The organism is Sorangium sp. So ce1504, from assembly GCF_051521635.1.
Lineage (GTDB): Bacteria > Myxococcota_A > Polyangia > Polyangiales > Polyangiaceae > Sorangium > Sorangium cellulosum_B.
Genome location: NZ_CP150365.1, coordinates 8,098,970 through 8,113,733 on the forward strand (window position 1 = coordinate 8,098,970; position 14,764 = coordinate 8,113,733).

The 14,764-nt window shown below is 72.3% G+C and carries 11 protein-coding genes; 6 read left to right on the forward strand and 5 right to left on the reverse strand.

The window, feature by feature from the left end; genetic code table 11:
* The first annotated feature begins 97 nt into the window (after window positions 1-97).
* The gene (locus tag WMF39_RS30305; protein WP_437739975.1) at window positions 98-1,183 is read left to right on the forward strand and encodes an SMP-30/gluconolactonase/LRE family protein; all 1,086 of its coding nucleotides are present in this window, start codon (window positions 98-100) and stop codon (window positions 1,181-1,183) included.
* Window positions 1,184-1,216: 33 nt separating this feature from the next.
* Here WMF39_RS30305 and WMF39_RS30310 read toward each other — a convergent pair whose 3' ends face one another.
* Window positions 1,217-3,607, reverse strand: coding sequence for a glutamine amidotransferase (locus WMF39_RS30310; RefSeq protein ID WP_437739976.1), 2,391 nt, complete (start codon window positions 3,605-3,607; stop codon window positions 1,217-1,219).
* Window positions 3,608-3,854: 247 nt separating this feature from the next.
* On the opposite strand from WMF39_RS30310, the gene WMF39_RS30315 reads away from it, so the two are divergent.
* Window positions 3,855-5,168 carry a PAS domain-containing protein gene (locus tag WMF39_RS30315; RefSeq protein ID WP_437748050.1) on the forward strand — a complete coding sequence of 438 codons (1,314 nt, stop codon included), beginning with the start codon at window positions 3,855-3,857 and terminating at the stop codon, window positions 5,166-5,168.
* 34 nt (window positions 5,169-5,202) lie between these two features.
* On the opposite strand, the gene WMF39_RS30320 is transcribed toward WMF39_RS30315, so the two are convergent.
* The 3 genes from WMF39_RS30320 to WMF39_RS30330 are packed head-to-tail and all read right to left on the reverse strand — an operon-like array spanning window position 5,203 to window position 7,205.
* Window positions 5,203-5,625, reverse strand: coding sequence for a hypothetical protein (locus WMF39_RS30320; protein WP_437739977.1), 423 nt, complete (start codon window positions 5,623-5,625; stop codon window positions 5,203-5,205).
* Window positions 5,626-5,631: 6 nt separating this feature from the next.
* Window positions 5,632-6,522: a DUF4159 domain-containing protein gene (locus tag WMF39_RS30325; protein ID WP_437739978.1), complete on the reverse strand. Its 891-nt coding sequence runs from the start codon at window positions 6,520-6,522 to the stop codon at window positions 5,632-5,634.
* Window positions 6,519-7,205: a hypothetical protein gene (locus tag WMF39_RS30330; protein WP_437739979.1), complete on the reverse strand. Its 687-nt coding sequence runs from the start codon at window positions 7,203-7,205 to the stop codon at window positions 6,519-6,521. Before WMF39_RS30330 ends, WMF39_RS30325 begins: the two co-directional genes overlap by 4 nt.
* Window positions 7,206-7,348: 143 nt before the next feature.
* On the opposite strand from WMF39_RS30330, the gene WMF39_RS30335 reads away from it, so the two are divergent.
* From WMF39_RS30335 to WMF39_RS30350, 4 genes are all read left to right on the forward strand, one after another.
* Window positions 7,349-8,812, forward strand: coding sequence for an N-6 DNA methylase (locus WMF39_RS30335; protein ID WP_437739980.1), 1,464 nt, complete (start codon window positions 7,349-7,351; stop codon window positions 8,810-8,812).
* On the forward strand, window positions 8,809-10,131 hold the full coding sequence (locus WMF39_RS30340; protein ID WP_437739981.1) for a restriction endonuclease subunit S: 1,323 nt from the start codon (window positions 8,809-8,811) through the stop codon (window positions 10,129-10,131). Before WMF39_RS30335 ends, WMF39_RS30340 begins: the two co-directional genes overlap by 4 nt.
* A 125-nt stretch (window positions 10,132-10,256) precedes the next feature.
* A complete protein-coding gene (locus WMF39_RS30345) occupies window positions 10,257-12,281 on the forward strand; it encodes a CocE/NonD family hydrolase (RefSeq protein WP_437739982.1) in 2,025 nt (674 codons plus the stop codon).
* A 258-nt stretch (window positions 12,282-12,539) separates the two neighbouring features.
* Window positions 12,540-13,970, forward strand: coding sequence for a B12-binding domain-containing radical SAM protein (locus WMF39_RS30350; protein ID WP_437739983.1), 1,431 nt, complete (start codon window positions 12,540-12,542; stop codon window positions 13,968-13,970).
* Window positions 13,971-14,128: 158 nt separating this feature from the next.
* Here the strand turns inward: WMF39_RS30350 and WMF39_RS30355 are convergent, their stop codons facing one another.
* Window positions 14,129-14,752, reverse strand: coding sequence for a hypothetical protein (locus WMF39_RS30355; RefSeq protein ID WP_437739984.1), 624 nt, complete (start codon window positions 14,750-14,752; stop codon window positions 14,129-14,131).
* Window positions 14,753-14,764: the final 12 nt, after the last annotated feature.

Below are 14,764 nucleotides of genomic sequence, written 5' to 3' on the forward strand. Positions count from 1 at the left end.
ACCTATTTCGACAACTCCGGTCCGGCAACCATGGACCCCTGGAGGTCACATGTCGCAATCCGTCACGTCAAAATTATCGCACCCTAACGGAAAATGGTTGGCTTGCGGCACGCTGGCGCTCCTCTCCGCGGTGTCGCCGCTGATACCGGGTCCGGCGCTGGCGCAGGGGGGATGCTACGGCGAGATCAAGACGTTCGCGACGGTTCCGGCGGCTCCGGGGTTCCCCGAAGGCATCGCGGTCCATGGGAATCGGGTCTACGTCTCCGGCCCAGCGACGTTCGGCACGGCAGGTCAAGGCCCGTCGACCATCGACGTATTCGACAGGGACAGCAAAGTCCACAAGAACACGATCGAGGTGGCGGGCGAGGCGCTCGCCGACGAGCATGCGCTGAGCTGCATCGCCGTCGACGACGATGGCCGGGTCTACGCGCTCAGCACGCAGCTCGGCCTCCTGCGCTTCACGAAGACTGGACACGGATATGTTCAGGAGAGCTACGGCGATCCGCTGCCGGATCTGCCGGCGTGCGTGATGGCCGCGCCGGGAGAGGCGTGCTCGCCGACGCCCTTCCCGACGCCGCCGATACCGAACGATATCGCCTTCGACGAGGAGGGTTACGCGTATGTGACCGACTCGCTGCAGGCGACGATCTTCCGCTACCCGCCCGGGGGCGGCGCGCCGGAGATCTGGTTCCAGAGCTCCGCCCTCGTCGGCAGCGGCGACCTGCCGATCGGCGTGAACGGGATCCGGCTCGATCCGGAGCGGGAGCACGTCTATTTCTCGGTGACGTTCTCCCCGTCGGACACGAGCCTGGGGTCCATCTACCGGCTCCCCCTGGTCGAAGCCCCCGAAGAGGCCGATCTGGAGCTGGTCCACGACTACGATGCTGGCGAGGCGCCCGACGGGTTCGCGTTCGGCAAGTCGGGGAAGCTCTATGTCACGCTCGCGGCGGCCAACGCAATCTCGGTGCTCGACGAGGACGGGGTCGAGGAATCGCGCATCGAGAGCGCACCAGGGGAGGAGATTCCCCTCGACGCCCCCGCCAACGTGGCCTTCAACGACCCGGCGCAGACGCTGCTCATCGTGAATCACGCGAGCTTCACCAGGAACCCCGCGCACTTCGGGGTGCTGAGGGTCTGGGTCGGCGACAAGGCCGATCCGCTCGAGAAGCCGTCGCTCCCTTGAGACGAGACCAGGGTTCCGGTCGGCGCCCTCGCCTCAGGCGAGGCCCCCGCGCCGGCGCACGATCCAGTGCGCGCCGAGCGCCGCGGCCGCCGCCAGCGTCCAGGCCCAGGGGGGCAGGAGCGGCGCGACGTGGCGCTCGGCCGCCACCTGCGTCGCCGCAGGCAGCGACAGCGAGCCGGCGCCCGACGGGAGCACCGACGCGCCGCCCGTCGCGCGGGCGATCTCCTCCAGGCGGGCGACGTCGGGGCGGGGATCGGCCCACTCGTCGCCGCCGCGCTCGCACGCGAAGTCGCGCCGCGTCGTCGCCCGCTTCTGGTCACCCCCGTCGCCAGCGGCGCCTTCCGGGACGATCTCCACCGTGGCCGAATAACCCCCGGACTCGAGGCGACCGGCGGCGAGCTCGACCGGCTCGCCGCCCTCGCCGATCGGCGCGGTCAACGTCTTCACGACCGCGCCGCTGCCGAGGCGCGCGATGGTCACCCTGGCCTCGCCGCGCTGCCCGGCGAGGGGGCGCAGCACGAGCGCCGTCTCCTCGCCCGCGAGGCAGCCGCCGCGCGGCTCGATCGCGGCAGGCTCGAAGCGCGGATCGCGCATGAGCCAGCCGAGAAGGGCGTCCCAGAACGCGCCGTGCGCGCGGCCCGCGGAGCTCGAGGCGAACGCGCTGAAGAGCAGGCGGTGGCTGCCGTCGAGCGTCAGCGCGATCGTCCGGCCGCTCTCGTGCTCGCCCAGCGAGAGCACCGGCATCGGCGCGCCCGAGGCCGTCGTGCGGGTCGGGTGCGTCATGAGCACCGTCGCCCCGGGGAGCGGATCGCCGACGACGTTGGTCCCCGGCATCTCCGGCATCTCGTCGCCGATCAGCGCGAGCAGCGGCGCGAGCACCGGCGCCGCGCGGCCCGCGGCGGTGATGCGCGGCACGAAGGCGCCGAGATCCACCTTGGGCGCGCGGCCGATGTCGAGATCCACCGGCAGGACGCGGGCGAGCCGCGTGCGCGCATAGTTGCCCGACACGAAGGCGTTCGGGCCGCCCACCATGATGAGCCCGCCGCCCTTGTCGACATACTGGGCAAGCGCCGGGAGGTGCTTGGTCAGGCCGTACGGCGCGGCGTCGAAGTCCTGCAGGACGACCGCATCGAAGCTCGAGAGGTGGACGCTGAAGAGCTCGTCGACCGGGAACGGGATCAGCGCGAGCTCGTCCGACGACGCGTTCACCTCGTCGCCGGGCGTGCGCAGGATGAAGAAGGCCACGACGTCGACCGAGGCGTCGGCCTTGAGCCACATCCGGAGCGCGCGCACGTCGTACGTCGGCCGGCCCGCCACGTGGAGCACCCGGATGCGGTCGCGCGCGACGTCGAGCGTGATGTACCGGACGTCGTTCTCGGGGAGCTCGTCGCCGTCCGGCGCCTTGATCGACACCTCCAGGATGCGGGTGCCGGCGCGGTCGAGCGTCACGCCGAGCTCGACCGTGCCGACGCCGCCCTCGACGTGCGCCGTGCCCGTGGCGAGCGTCGTGGGCGCGCCCTGCTCGCGCAGCTCGCGGGCCACGACAGGGACGGCGTCGCACGCGAGGCCGCCGCTGCAGCCGATGTCGATGCGGAGCGAGAGCGGCTGGTGGGCGACCGCGGCGCCGGAGGTCCGGACCGCGCGGACGCCGGCGTCGCGCACGGACTCGGTCGCCACCGCGACCGTGTGCACCGGGACGTCGAGCCCCTCGAGCGCGGCCCGCGTCGCCGCGGCGGTGTCGTCGGGGCCCGGGCGGTCGAGCCGGCCATCGGAGACGACGACGAACGCCGACGGCCGCTCGTCGGCGGCGCGGGCGAGCGCCTCGAGCGCGGCGCTGAGGTCCGAGCGGCGCTGCGGCCGGCCTCGCGCGGGCGACGCGGGCGCCGCGGCCGACCCGGGGGCGGCGGCCGGCGCCCCCGCGCCCGCGTCCCTGTCGGGCGCCGGCGCGGCGCCAGCGCTCCCGCCCGGCGCCGGCGCGGCGCCAGCGCCTTCGCCTGCCTGCCCGTCGGCCGGCAGCGGCGCCCCTTCGCCGAACACGTAGCGGGCGAGCCGGACGTCGGCGCGCTTCCCGAGCTCCTCGAGCGCGCGCTCGGCGCTGTCGCGGCGGGTCCCCGCGACGCCCGGCAGGTCCATGGATCGGGAGCCGTCGACCAGCACCACGACCTTGGGGCCGACGAGGCTCCCGCGCGACGTGACCGCGACCGGGCGGAGGATGGCGGCGAGCAGGCCGAGCACGGCGAGCGCGCCCGTGAGCGCCGTGCCGAGCGCCGCGCGCGCGGGCGCGGCGCCCACCGCCCCGGCGGCGCGTCCGCGCGCGCGGACGAGCTCGAGCACGAGCAGGCCGAAGCTCAGGGCCGCGACGACGCAGGCGACAGCGACGACCGGCGACGACAGGTCGCCCGAGGGCGCGAAGCTCCGGGTCACGGCCGCTCCGGGAGCGAGAGAAGCGCGGGAAGCGCGCGAGAAGAGGGAGTCCCGCTCGCAGCGCCGGCGTGGGAGAGCGACAGCGCGGGCAGCGAGTCGAGGGCGCGTGGCACGCGCGGAGCCTAGTACATCGGGGCGGAGTGTCCCAGCCCGGCGCCGTTGCTGCGACCTCTCGGGCGACCTCGAACAACGGTGAGCCACCTTGAAACGCCGGGTACGCCGCGCGTAGGCTCGAACCCTCGTGACGATGCGCGAAGAGCTGGACGAGGCCGGGCGGCTCAGGGCAGAGAACACGGCGCTGCGCGCGCGCGTCGAGGCGCTGGAGAAGGCGCTGGCGGAGCGCTCCAACGGTCACGCACAGAGCGCAGCCGCGCCGGAAGGCACGGCAGACGTGGAGGCCCTCGACGCGCTCGAGGGGCTGCCCACGGCGGTGCCGGCGGTGATCCAGTGGCGCCTGGACGGCGCGGTGACGTACTGGAACGACAGCGCCGAGCGCCTCTTCGGCTGGAGCGCGAGCGAGGCCGTCGGCCGCCGGCTGGCCGACCTCGTGGGCGCGGTCCCCGTGTCCGCCGCCGCGGCGCGGGCGTTCGACTTCGCCCGGGAGGAGAGCCGCTTCGCCGCGACCACGAGCGAGTGCAGGACGAAGGGAGGTCACGCGTTCCTCTGCCGATGGACCTACGCCGTGCTGCGCGACGGCCGAGGCGACGCGCACGAGATCGCGGCGCTCGTCGATGACACCAGCGACCGGCAGCGGAGGGAGAAGACGGTGCAGGGGCGATACCAGCTGCTCCTGCAGCTGGTGGACAACGCGCGCAGCTCCATCTTCGTCAAGGACACCGCGGGGCGCTACGTCCTGGCCAACCGCATCCATGCGCAGATGATGCAGAGGCACGTCCTCGAGCTCATCGGCCGGGATGAGTTCGAGCTGGGCGCCCTGGACCCCGCGGCCAGCGCGGCGATCGTGGCGAAGGAGCGAGAGGTGCTCACCGGCGGGCAGGTCATGCAGTTCGAGGAGGTGGTGCCGATAGGCGGCGTTCAACACCACTTCTTCACGGTCAAATTCCCGATCCACGACGAGCGCGGGACGCCGATAGGCATGGGCGGCATCGTGACCGAGATCACGTCGCTGAAGCGCGCGGAGGCGGAGCGGGCCGCGCTGCAGGAGGAGATCATCTTCGCGCAGCAGGCCGCCCTCCGGGAGCTGTCCACGCCGCTCATCCCGCTCGCCGACCGGGTGGTCGCGATGCCGCTCGTCGGGACGATCGACAGCGGGCGCGCGGAGCAGATCATGGAGACGTTGCTCTCCGGCATCAGCAGCCAGGGCGCCCACACGGCGATCCTGGACATCACGGGCGTGCGCGCCGTCGATACGCACGTCGCGGACGCGCTGACGCGCACCGCGCGCGCCGCCCAGCTGCTCGGCACCCGCGTGGTGCTCACCGGCGTCCGCCCGGAGGTGGCGCAGACGCTCGTCACGCTCGGCGTGGATCTCTCCGGGATCACGACGCTGAGCACGCTGCAAAGCGGCATCGCGCACGCCCTCCGCCACGCCAGACGGTAGCTGAGCGCGGCCAGACGCCGGAGCTCCTGGCCGCTCAGCCCTCCTGCGTGAGGTACTGGAGGAGCGCGGCTTCATCGCTCGTGATCAGCCGCTCGATGCCGTCATCCCTCGCGAAGCGCTGGATCTGGAGCGCGCCGACGACGCTCTGCACGAGCACGCCGACCCGCCGGAAGCCCCGCAGCCAGTGCGGTCGGAAGCGCTTCATCGTCGCCTCGAACGACGGATCGTTCCTGCCGGGGACGGCGCGGACGTCGACGAAGAGGGCGTGATGGGAGCGGCCCAGCCGGTCGAGGACGCGGATGAGCTCTCCCATCACGGCCTCGATCTCCTCCAGCGACACGAACGGCCTGGAGCTGCGGACGGTCCAGACGACGCGCAGGGACGCGTCGAACAGCACGGTGAAGTGGTCGTCCTGCCAGACCAGCTTCGGCGCAGCGGCGAGGCGACCCGATGTCATCGCGCCTCACGGCCGCGCAGGCGCGGAGCGGGGTCGGTTGTCGTCGATGGCGCGGCGGCGCATCAGGAACGGCGCGTGCACCTGGTCGTCCTTGTAGTTCGAGCAGAGCACGTACATCGCGATGTTCACGGCCAGGCGGAACGCGCGCTCCCGCTGCGCCTCGCCCCCGGGCGTGACCTCGACGCTCGGCCCCCCGCCCTCCGAGCGCGCCAGGGCGCCGGCGAGGTCGTGGTCGGAGAAGATCACCTGCGGCATGCCGCCGCGCACGATCGCGGAGAGCTTCGGCGGGCCCTCGACGCGGCCGACGGCGCGCGGGAGGAGATAGAAGGAGCGGAAGACGACGTTCTCCGTGCCGATCGGGATGGGAGAGCCCTCCGGCAGGACGCGGGCGAGCTCGCGCCGCGCGGCGCGGCCGAACGCGCCGCTGCCCGGGGCGAAGTCGTCGACGAGGAGCACGCCGCCGAGCGCGAGGAAGCGGCGCAGGCCGAAGACCTCGCGCTCGGTGAGCGGCGGGAGATCGCCCTCGCCGCCCCAGAGCGCGAACGGCTCGGCGAGCAGCGCCGGGTCGTCGGCGCGGACCGTTGTCGGGTTGCGGCGCGCCGGCGCGCTCGTCCGCCGCTCCAGCTCGAACGACCAGCGCGCGGGGGCGGTGGCGCGCACCCCCTCCCATCGCGCGTCGCCCGTCAGCAGCGGCCGCGGGTTCCACGCCCCCTCCTCGCCGAAGGCGCGCACGGGGCGCGGCACCGCGAGGAGGAGCAGCGCGGAGACGAGCACCAGCGCCGCGGCCGCGAGGCGCCGCGGCCGGGCCGAGGCGGCGGGGCGCGAGGGCGGCAGCGCCGTCTCACCGCCCCGGCCGCGCGGCCGGCGAGCGCCGAGCCGGCCGAGCCATCGTCTCAATCGAAGTCCTCGACCCGCCATACGCCCGCCTCGCGCCGGAGCTTCACCTCGTGCCCACCCGGGATCTGCACCGTCGCGGAGTCGCCGGCAATCCGGACCTCGAGCCCCTCGGGCTGAGCGAGCCCCTCGACGAGCGAGCGGAGGTCGCTCTCGATGGCGGCGCGCGTGGCCGGCGTGAGGACGCGCAGCAGGCCGGCGTAGCTACGGCGCGCGAGGACGCGGCGGAGCTGCTCGAGGGCCTGCTCGGGGGTGCGGCCGCCCGCAGGCAGCGCGTCGGCGGCCGAGATCCGGAAGGCGCGCTCGCGCTCGTCGAGCTCGAGGGTCGCGATCTCGCCGTCCGGGTAGCGGACGCGGGCGCGGGTCTTGACCACGACCCCGGGCGCCGTGACGCTGCGCGCCTGCTCCGCGAGCTCGGCGCGCGCCTCGGCGACGCGCCGCCGCACCTCGTCGCGCGACATCGCGGTGCGGCTCTTGTCGCTCAGCATGCCGTAGATGGCGTCGGCGTCGCCGCGCGCCGCCGCGTCGGCGTAGACCTGCACCGCCTCCTTGGGATCGGGGAGCGAGGACGACGCGCAGGCGAGGCCGGACAGCGGCAAGAGCGACAGGAGCGGCAGCGGCAGCCGCGGCGATCGGGGCAATCGCGGCAAGAAAAGCGCGAGCAGCGAGGTGAGGGCGCGCGGCACGGGACGAGCCTAGTACATCGGCGGCGGCGCGTCCCAGCGCCATGGACGAGCGCGGCGGCCGCCGTGAGGCGCCCGGCCGTGGTAAGCCGGCTCCTCCCGCGCCTCGCCTTCCCGCTCCACGACCCGAACGAAGCCGCCGCCGCATGACCGACGTTGTTGGAAAGCTCTGGGGGTTCTGCCACACGCTCCGCCACGACGGCATCGACCACGGGGACTACATCGAGCAGATCACCTACCTGCTCTTCCTGAAGATGGCCGCCGAGCGAGGCATCGATCTCTCGCGCGTCGAGCACAGGACGCCCCGCGGCGAGGTCGACGCGACAGACTGCTCCTGGCCCGCGCTGCGCGCGCGCAGCGGTCAAGCGCTGCTCGACCGCTACGCCGACGTCCTCCGATCCCTCGACGGAGCCCCCGGCGTCCTCGGGGAGATCTACGCGGGCTCGCAGCCGCGCTTCAAGAGCCCCGCGAGCCTCGGGAAGCTCGTCGACCTCATCGACGAGATCGAGTGGACGCGCCTCGGCGTGGACATCCAGGCCGCGGCGTACGAGGGCCTCCTGGAGAAGGCCGCCGCCGAGGGCAAGAAGGGCGCGGGGCAGTACTTCACGCCCCGCGCCCTGATCCAGTCGATCGTGCGGTGCATCAGGCCCGATCCGCAGGGGAAGCCGGGCTTCGCCCTGTGCGACCCGGCGTGCGGCACCGGGGGCTTCCTTGTCGCCGCCTGGGAGTGGATCGAGGCCGAGGCGCGGGGGGCGCTCGACCGGGAGGCGGCGCGCCGGATCAAGGCCGGGGCGTTCTTCGGCCAGGAGCTCGTCGCGCGCCCCCGCCGGCTCGCCCTGATGAACCTGGTCCTCCACGGGATCGAGCCGAGGATCACCCTCGGCGACTCGCTCGACGCCCCGCCGCCGGACGATCGGTTCGACGTGATCCTGACGAACCCGCCGTTCGGCACGAAGGGGGCCCACGAGACGCCGCGCCGCGAGGATTTCGCGATCGCGACCGCGAACAAGCAGCTCAACTTCATCCAGCACGTGCTGACGATCCTGACGCCGGGCGGCCGGGCGGCGATGGTCCTGCCGGACCATTGCCTGTTCGCCGACCAGGCAGGCGCGGTGCTGGAGATCCTCGCCAGGGGCTGCGACCTGCACACGGTGCTCCGCCTGCCGCACGGGACCTTCACGCCGTACAGCGCCGGGGTGAAGGCCAACGTCGTCTTCTTCACGAAGGGCCGCGCGACGGAGAGGGTCTGGATCTACGACGCCCGGACGGGCGTCCCGTCGATCACCAAGAAGGGCCGGCCGCTCTCCCCGGCGCACTTCGCGGAGTTCGAGCGGTGCTACGGCGGCGACCCCGACGGGCGCGGCGTGCGGGAGGCGGCGAGCTCCAGCGAGGGTCGATTCCGCAGCTTCGAGCTCCGCGAGGTGAAGGAGCGAGAGTTCAAGCTCGACGGGCTGAGGTGGCTCAAGGAGGAGTCGCTCGACGAGGCCGGCGAGCCGCCCGAGCCGGAGGAGCTTGCGACCGACGCCCTCCAGGAGCTGACGGAGGCGGTCGCCGCGCTGAACCGCGTGCTCGCGCTGCTCGAGGGCGGGGCGAAGGCGGCGGAGGCGTGAGCGGGCCGCTGCCCGAGGGGTGGGCCGAGACGACGCTCGCGTCGATCTGCTCGCACCGGAGCGGGAGCTCGAAGCTCATCAAGGGGAAGCTCCACGCCGAGCAGCGGCCAGGGCGCTACCAGGGGTTCAGCGCCGCCGGCCCCGACGTGTGGTGCGACGGCTGGGAGCACGAGGGCGAGGCGATCGTGGTCTCCGCCGTGGGGACGCGGTGCGGGAAGGCGTTCAAGGCGCGCGGGCGGTGGTCGGCGATCGCGAACACCCATGTGGTCTGGCCGAATGAGCGGGCCATCGACGTCGGTTACCTGTTCCTCCACCTCAACGACGAGGGATTCTGGGTGAAGGGCGGCTCCGCGCAGCCGTTCGTGAAGGTGCGCGAGACGTTCGAGCGGCCCTTCTCCCTGCCTCCCCTCCCCGAGCAGCGCCGCATCGTCGCGAAGGCCGAAGCCCTGCTCGGCGAGGTGGACGCGGCGAAGGCCCGGCTGGCGAGGTCGTCGCTGCTCCTCCGGCGGCTCCGGCAGGCCGTGCTGGGGGCGGCGTGCTCGGGGAGGCTCACCGAGGACCTGCGCGCGCCGGGCGCCGCCGCGCCGCCCGCGGGACCGGCGGAGCCCCCGCCGCGCTGCTCGACGTCGGCGCCGGCCGCGCCCGGGGCGAGCAGCGACGGTCCGGAGCGTCCCCTGCCGCCGTCCTGGGTCCGCTGCCCGTTCGGCGCCCTGGTGGACAACCACGATGGCCGACGCGTCCCCGTGAGCTCCGCGGCTCGAGCGAGGCGCCGGGGGCCATATCCGTATTACGGCGCGTCGGGGGTCATCGACTCGATCGATGGCTACCTGTTCGACGGCGATTACCTGCTGATCGCCGAGGACGGCGCGAACCTCCTGTCGAGGAACACCCGGGTGGCGTTCGCCGCGAGCGGGAGGTTCTGGGTGAACAACCATGCTCATGTGGTCCAACCGAAGGCCGGCGTGGTCCTCGGGTACCTCGAGCTGCTCCTGAACGCGCTCGACCTGCAGCACCACGTGACCGGCTCGGCCCAGCCGAAGCTCACGCAGGCGGCGCTCAACGGCATCCCCGTGTCGGTGCCGCCGGCGGAGGAGCAGGCGGAGATCGTCCGCCGCGCACAGGCGCTCTTCGCGCTCGCCAGCGAGGTCGAGGAGCGCGTGGCCCGCGCCGCGGCCCGGGCCGACAGGCTCCCGCACACGATCCTCGCCAGGGCGTTCTCCGGAGAGCTCGTCCCCACCGAGGCGGCGCAGGCTCGCGCGGAGGGGCGGGGCTACGAGCCGGCGGACGCGCTGCTGCGCCGCGTCCGGGGGATGGGGTGAGCGGCCAGCTCCGCCCCCCATACCCCGCCTCTACTGAACTCCTGTTGTTGTCGGTCCCGGAACTGATCCCGACTGGCGGACGAACCTCCTTGCCAAGAGGAAGGTCGCGAACCAGTGAGTGAACCATGGCGGCCGCGGTTGAAACGCCCCTGAAGGTCGAGATTACCGAGCATCTCTGGATCACCTTGAGGGATGGCTGCCGTCTCGCGGCGCGCCTATGGCTGCCAGAAGGAGCGCGAAGAAAGCCGGCGCCGGCCATCTTGGAATACATCCCCTATCGCAAGCGGGACGGAACCCGCGCCCGTGACGAGCCGATGCATGGCTATTTCGCCGGCCACGGCTATGCCGTGCTGCGGGTCGACATGCGTGGATCCGGCGAGAGCGACGGGCTGATGTGGGACGAGTACCTGAAGCAGGAACAGGACGATGCCCTCGAAGTGATCGCCTGGATGGCGGCACAGCCCTGGTGCAACGGCCATGTCGGCATGATGGGCAAGTCCTGGGGCGGGTTCAACTGCCTGCAGGTGGCGGCGCTCAGGCCGCCGGCCTTGAAGGCGGTGCTCTCGGTTTGCTCGACCGACGACCGCTACGTCGACGACATCCATTACATGGGCGGGTGCCTGCTCAACGACAACCTGTGGTGGGGCACCATCATGCTGGTCTATCAGGCCCGCCCCGCCGACCCGGAGCTCTTCGGCGAAAGCTGGCGCGACAACTGGCGGGAACGGCTGGAGCAGATGCCGTTCTGGCCGGCGCTTGCGATGGCCCATCAGCGGCGCGACGATTACTGGCGGCACGGGTCGATCTGCGAGGATTGGAACGCTATCCAGGTGCCTGTCTGCCTGATCGGCGGCTGGGTCGATGCCTATACCAACACGGTGCCGAGGATGCTGGAGCACCTCAAGGTGCCGCGGAAGGGCATCATCGGGCCCTGGGCGCACGTCTACCCGCACGACGGAACGCCGGGCCCGGCGATCGGCTTCCTGCAGGAGGCCATCGCCTGGTGGGATCGCTGGCTGAACGGCATCGAGAACGGCGTCGACGAGGAGCCGATGCTGCGCGCCTGGCTGCAGGACTACACGGCGCCGGAAACGACACGAAGTCACCATCCTGGACACTGGGTGGCCGAGCAGAGCTGGCCGTCGCCGGATATCCAACCCTGTCATCTCTATCTCGACAAGGACGGCCTCGCCCCGGTGAGCGGCGCCGAGGATGTCTTGGCGCTGCGCTCGCCCCAGCATGTCGGCCTTCAGGGCGGGGAGTGGATGGGGGCCGGCTGCGTCGGGGAGCTGCCCGGCGACCAGCGGATCGACGATTTCGGCTCGCTCACCTTCGACACCGCGCCGCTCGAGGAGGCGATGCAGGTCGTCGGCGCCCCGGAGCTGGAGCTGGAGCTCATCAGCGATAAGCCGGTGGCGCAGCTCTGTGCCAGGCTGTGCGACGTGGCGCCCGATGGCGAGGCGCTGCGGGTCAGCTTCCAGGTCATCAACCTCACCCACCGCGACAGCCACGCGGAGCCGACCCCGCTCGAACCCGGCAAGCGCTACAGGCTGAAGCTGGTATTGAATGCCTGCGCGCATCGCTTTGCTGCCGGCCATCGCCTGCGGATATCGCTCTCCAGCGCCTACTGGCCGCTGATCTGGCCGGCGCCCGAGCGGGCGACGCTCGGCATCATCACCGGCGCCAGCCGCCTCATGCTGCCGCATCGAAGACCGCAAGCGGCCGACGGCGGTGAACCCTTCCTGAAGCCGGAAGCGGCGCGAGCGACGTCGATCACCCAGGTGAACCCGGGCAGCGTCACGCGCTCGGTGACCTTCGACATCACCTCGGGTGCGGTCACGACCGTGACGGATACAGTGGGCGTCTTCGGAGAAGGGCGTCAGCGCCTCGACGAGATCGGCACCGAGGTGCTGCACCAACTCCGCCGCGAGCTCCGCATCGCGCCGGACGATCCGCTTCACGCTTCCTTCACCTGCCGGCAGACGTATGTGCAGTCGCGGCCGGGCTGGGACATCCGCATCGAGGTGGCGACCAGGCTCCACGCCGACCGCGACCATTTCTATATCAGCGGCGAGCTCGACGCCTTCGAGGACGACACCCGCTTCGCCAGCCGTGAATGGCGGGAGAAGATCAAGCGGGATCTGATCTGAGGCTCAACCGGGAGCGGAGGAGGAAGCGGCGCCGGCGGCCGAGGCGCGGCCGGAAGGGGGCCCCATGAGGCTCTCGCTTCCTCCGCCCCCGCACGCATCCACCACCGTCCCTCCACGGTAGCTCCTCTCCCTTCTGGAATCGACACCGGCCGCCTTCCGTTATTCTCGGCGTCTCTCATCGGATCGCCTTCCGCCATCGGATCCACGCCGTCATCGCGGGTCCGATCCGATGAGACCCATGATCCCGAGGAGGCGCTGATGAAGGTGAGGATCGTCGTGAGTTACGTCCCCCGCTATCGCCGGGGCCACCGCTTCCATTTCGTCCCGCCGGTCACCGGGATCCACCTCGCGGCGATCACCCCGCCGGAGCACGAGGTCGAGCTCTTCCACGAGCAGGTGCGCCCCGTCCCCGTCGACGCCTCGCCGGACGTTGTCGCGCTCTCGTTCTTCTCCGGCTTCGCGCGCCGCGCGTACACGCTCGCCGATCGCTACCGCGCCCTCGGCGTGCGCGTCGTCGCCGGCGGGCCGCATGTCTCGTACTGGATCGAGGAGGCGCTCCAGCACGTGGACGTGGTGGTCACCGGGGAGGCCGAGGCGGTCTGGCCCTCGGTCCTGCGCGATCTCGCGCGAGGCACGCAGCGCCGCGTCTATCACGGCGAACCGGCGTCGCTCGCGGGGCTGCCGACCCCTCGTTACGATCTGCTCGAAGAGCGCTTCCTGGTCCCCCGCGTGCTCCAGGCGACGCGCGGCTGCCCGTTCACGTGCAGCTTCTGCACGGTGCCCGACCTCAACCCCGGCTTCCGCGTGCGCCCCGTCGACGAGGTGATCCGCGACGTCGCCACCACGCATTTCCCCCGCTTCTGGCAGGAGAAGGTCGCGTGGTTCTGGGACGACAACCTGCTCGTCCAGCGCCGCTGGGCCAAGGAGCTCCTGCGCGAGCTCGCCGGGCTCGATCGCTGGTGGCTCACGCAGGCATCCATCGATATCGTCAAGGACCGGGAGCTGCTCGACGCGATGGAGCGGTCCGGCTGTATCGGCATCTTCCTCGGCATCGAGAGCCTCGACGAGGCCGATCTCAAGAGCGTCGACAAGCGCCAGAACCGCGCGCGCGAGTACCGCGAGGCCATCCGCAAGCTGCACGATCGCGGGATCTGCGTGATGGCGGGCTTCATCTCGGGCTTCGACGATCAGACGCCGGAGGTCATCGCCTCCACGGCCGATCGGCTGAACGAGATCGGCGTCGACGTCCCGTTCCTCAGCATCCTCACGCCGTTCCGGGGCACGCCGCTGTACGACGAGCACCGGCGAGACGGGCGCATCCTGGAAGAGCGTGACTGGCCCCATTACAGCGGCTACGGCGTCGCCTTCCGGCCGGCGCGCATGTCCCCCGAGCAGCTCCTCGCCGCCCACCGCCAGATGTGGAATCGCGCCTTCGGCCCCGCGGCGGTGGTCGAGCGCCTCGCGCGCGGCGCGCGGTCGCTGAGCCGCGGCGCCATGATGCTTTCGGCGGCGATGAACGGCTTTTACGGCCTCAAGCAGCTCACCGGCAACGAACCGGCCGCGCCGCCGCTCGATCCGAGAGGGACGATCCGGCACCCCGCGCCCGGGGACGCCCCGGCCCGGCTCTCGCGCCTCGGCCTGAAGCGGTCCGCGAGCGCGGCCGACAGCTCGGTGGAACGCACGGCGTAGCCGCGCCGGGGCGAACGCTCACCAAGCGTCTCGCCGTCGAGCCACTCCATCGCGAGGTAGGGGCACCCCGCGGCGGTCGCGCCGTTCGCGATGTACCGCACGACACCCGGGATCTGGAGTGACGCCAGCACCTCGTGTCCCCGCGAACGACGGTCGAGCTAGGGCAGATCTCTGATCTCCGACGTGCACGAGCCCTCGTCGCAGCGCGCCGCGACCGCCTGCTCGCTCTCTCTCTCGAGCCGCCGGCCGTCCTCCGCGAGAGACGGACGCGACGGGCAATCGCACAGCGGCGAGCCTGCGAGGCACGCCGCCTCGGCGGCCTCGAACGCTTCCTTGTCGTCCGCGTCCACGCCGACGAACAGGATGTCTCCGCAGCAGGTCGTGACGTGCGGCAGCACGACGCAGTCGCTCGCCTGTTCGCAGGCCTTGCTGAACGCCGGAAAGCTCGACTCGCGGCACGTCAGGCCATGGCTGCTCCCGCCCCCGGAGCCGCCGGCCCCGCCGCTGGCGGCGCTGCCGCCGCCGCCCCCGGAGCCACCAGCGCCGGCGCTCGCGGCGCTGCCACCTCCGCCCCCGGAGCCGCCGGCTCCGCCGCTGGCGGCGCTGCCGCCGCCGCCCCCGGAGCCGCCAGCGCCGGCGCTGCCGCTCGCGCCCGCTCCGCTGGTGCTGGTGGATTCCGCGCTCGCAGGTCCATGGTCATCTTCGCCGCACGCCGCGCCGCCCAGCGTCGCCCACGCAATGAAGGGACCACGAGCCAACCAGAGAAAGCACTTGTGTGTCATGGCCGCCGCGTC

Bases quoted from the DNA above. Each gene is read 5' to 3' on its own strand.
- WMF39_RS30315 (WP_437748050.1), top strand. From the start codon at position 3,855: ATGCGCGAAGAGCTGGACGAGGCCGGGCGGCTCAGGGCAGAGAACACG.
- WMF39_RS30320 (WP_437739977.1), bottom strand. From the start codon at position 5,625: ATGACATCGGGTCGCCTCGCCGCTGCGCCGAAGCTGGTCTGGCAGGAC.
- WMF39_RS30335 (WP_437739980.1), top strand. From the start codon at position 7,349: ATGACCGACGTTGTTGGAAAGCTCTGGGGGTTCTGCCACACGCTCCGC.
- WMF39_RS30345 (WP_437739982.1), top strand. From the start codon at position 10,257: ATGGCGGCCGCGGTTGAAACGCCCCTGAAGGTCGAGATTACCGAGCAT.
- WMF39_RS30350 (WP_437739983.1), top strand. From the start codon at position 12,540: ATGAAGGTGAGGATCGTCGTGAGTTACGTCCCCCGCTATCGCCGGGGC.
- WMF39_RS30355 (WP_437739984.1), bottom strand. From the start codon at position 14,752: ATGACACACAAGTGCTTTCTCTGGTTGGCTCGTGGTCCCTTCATTGCG.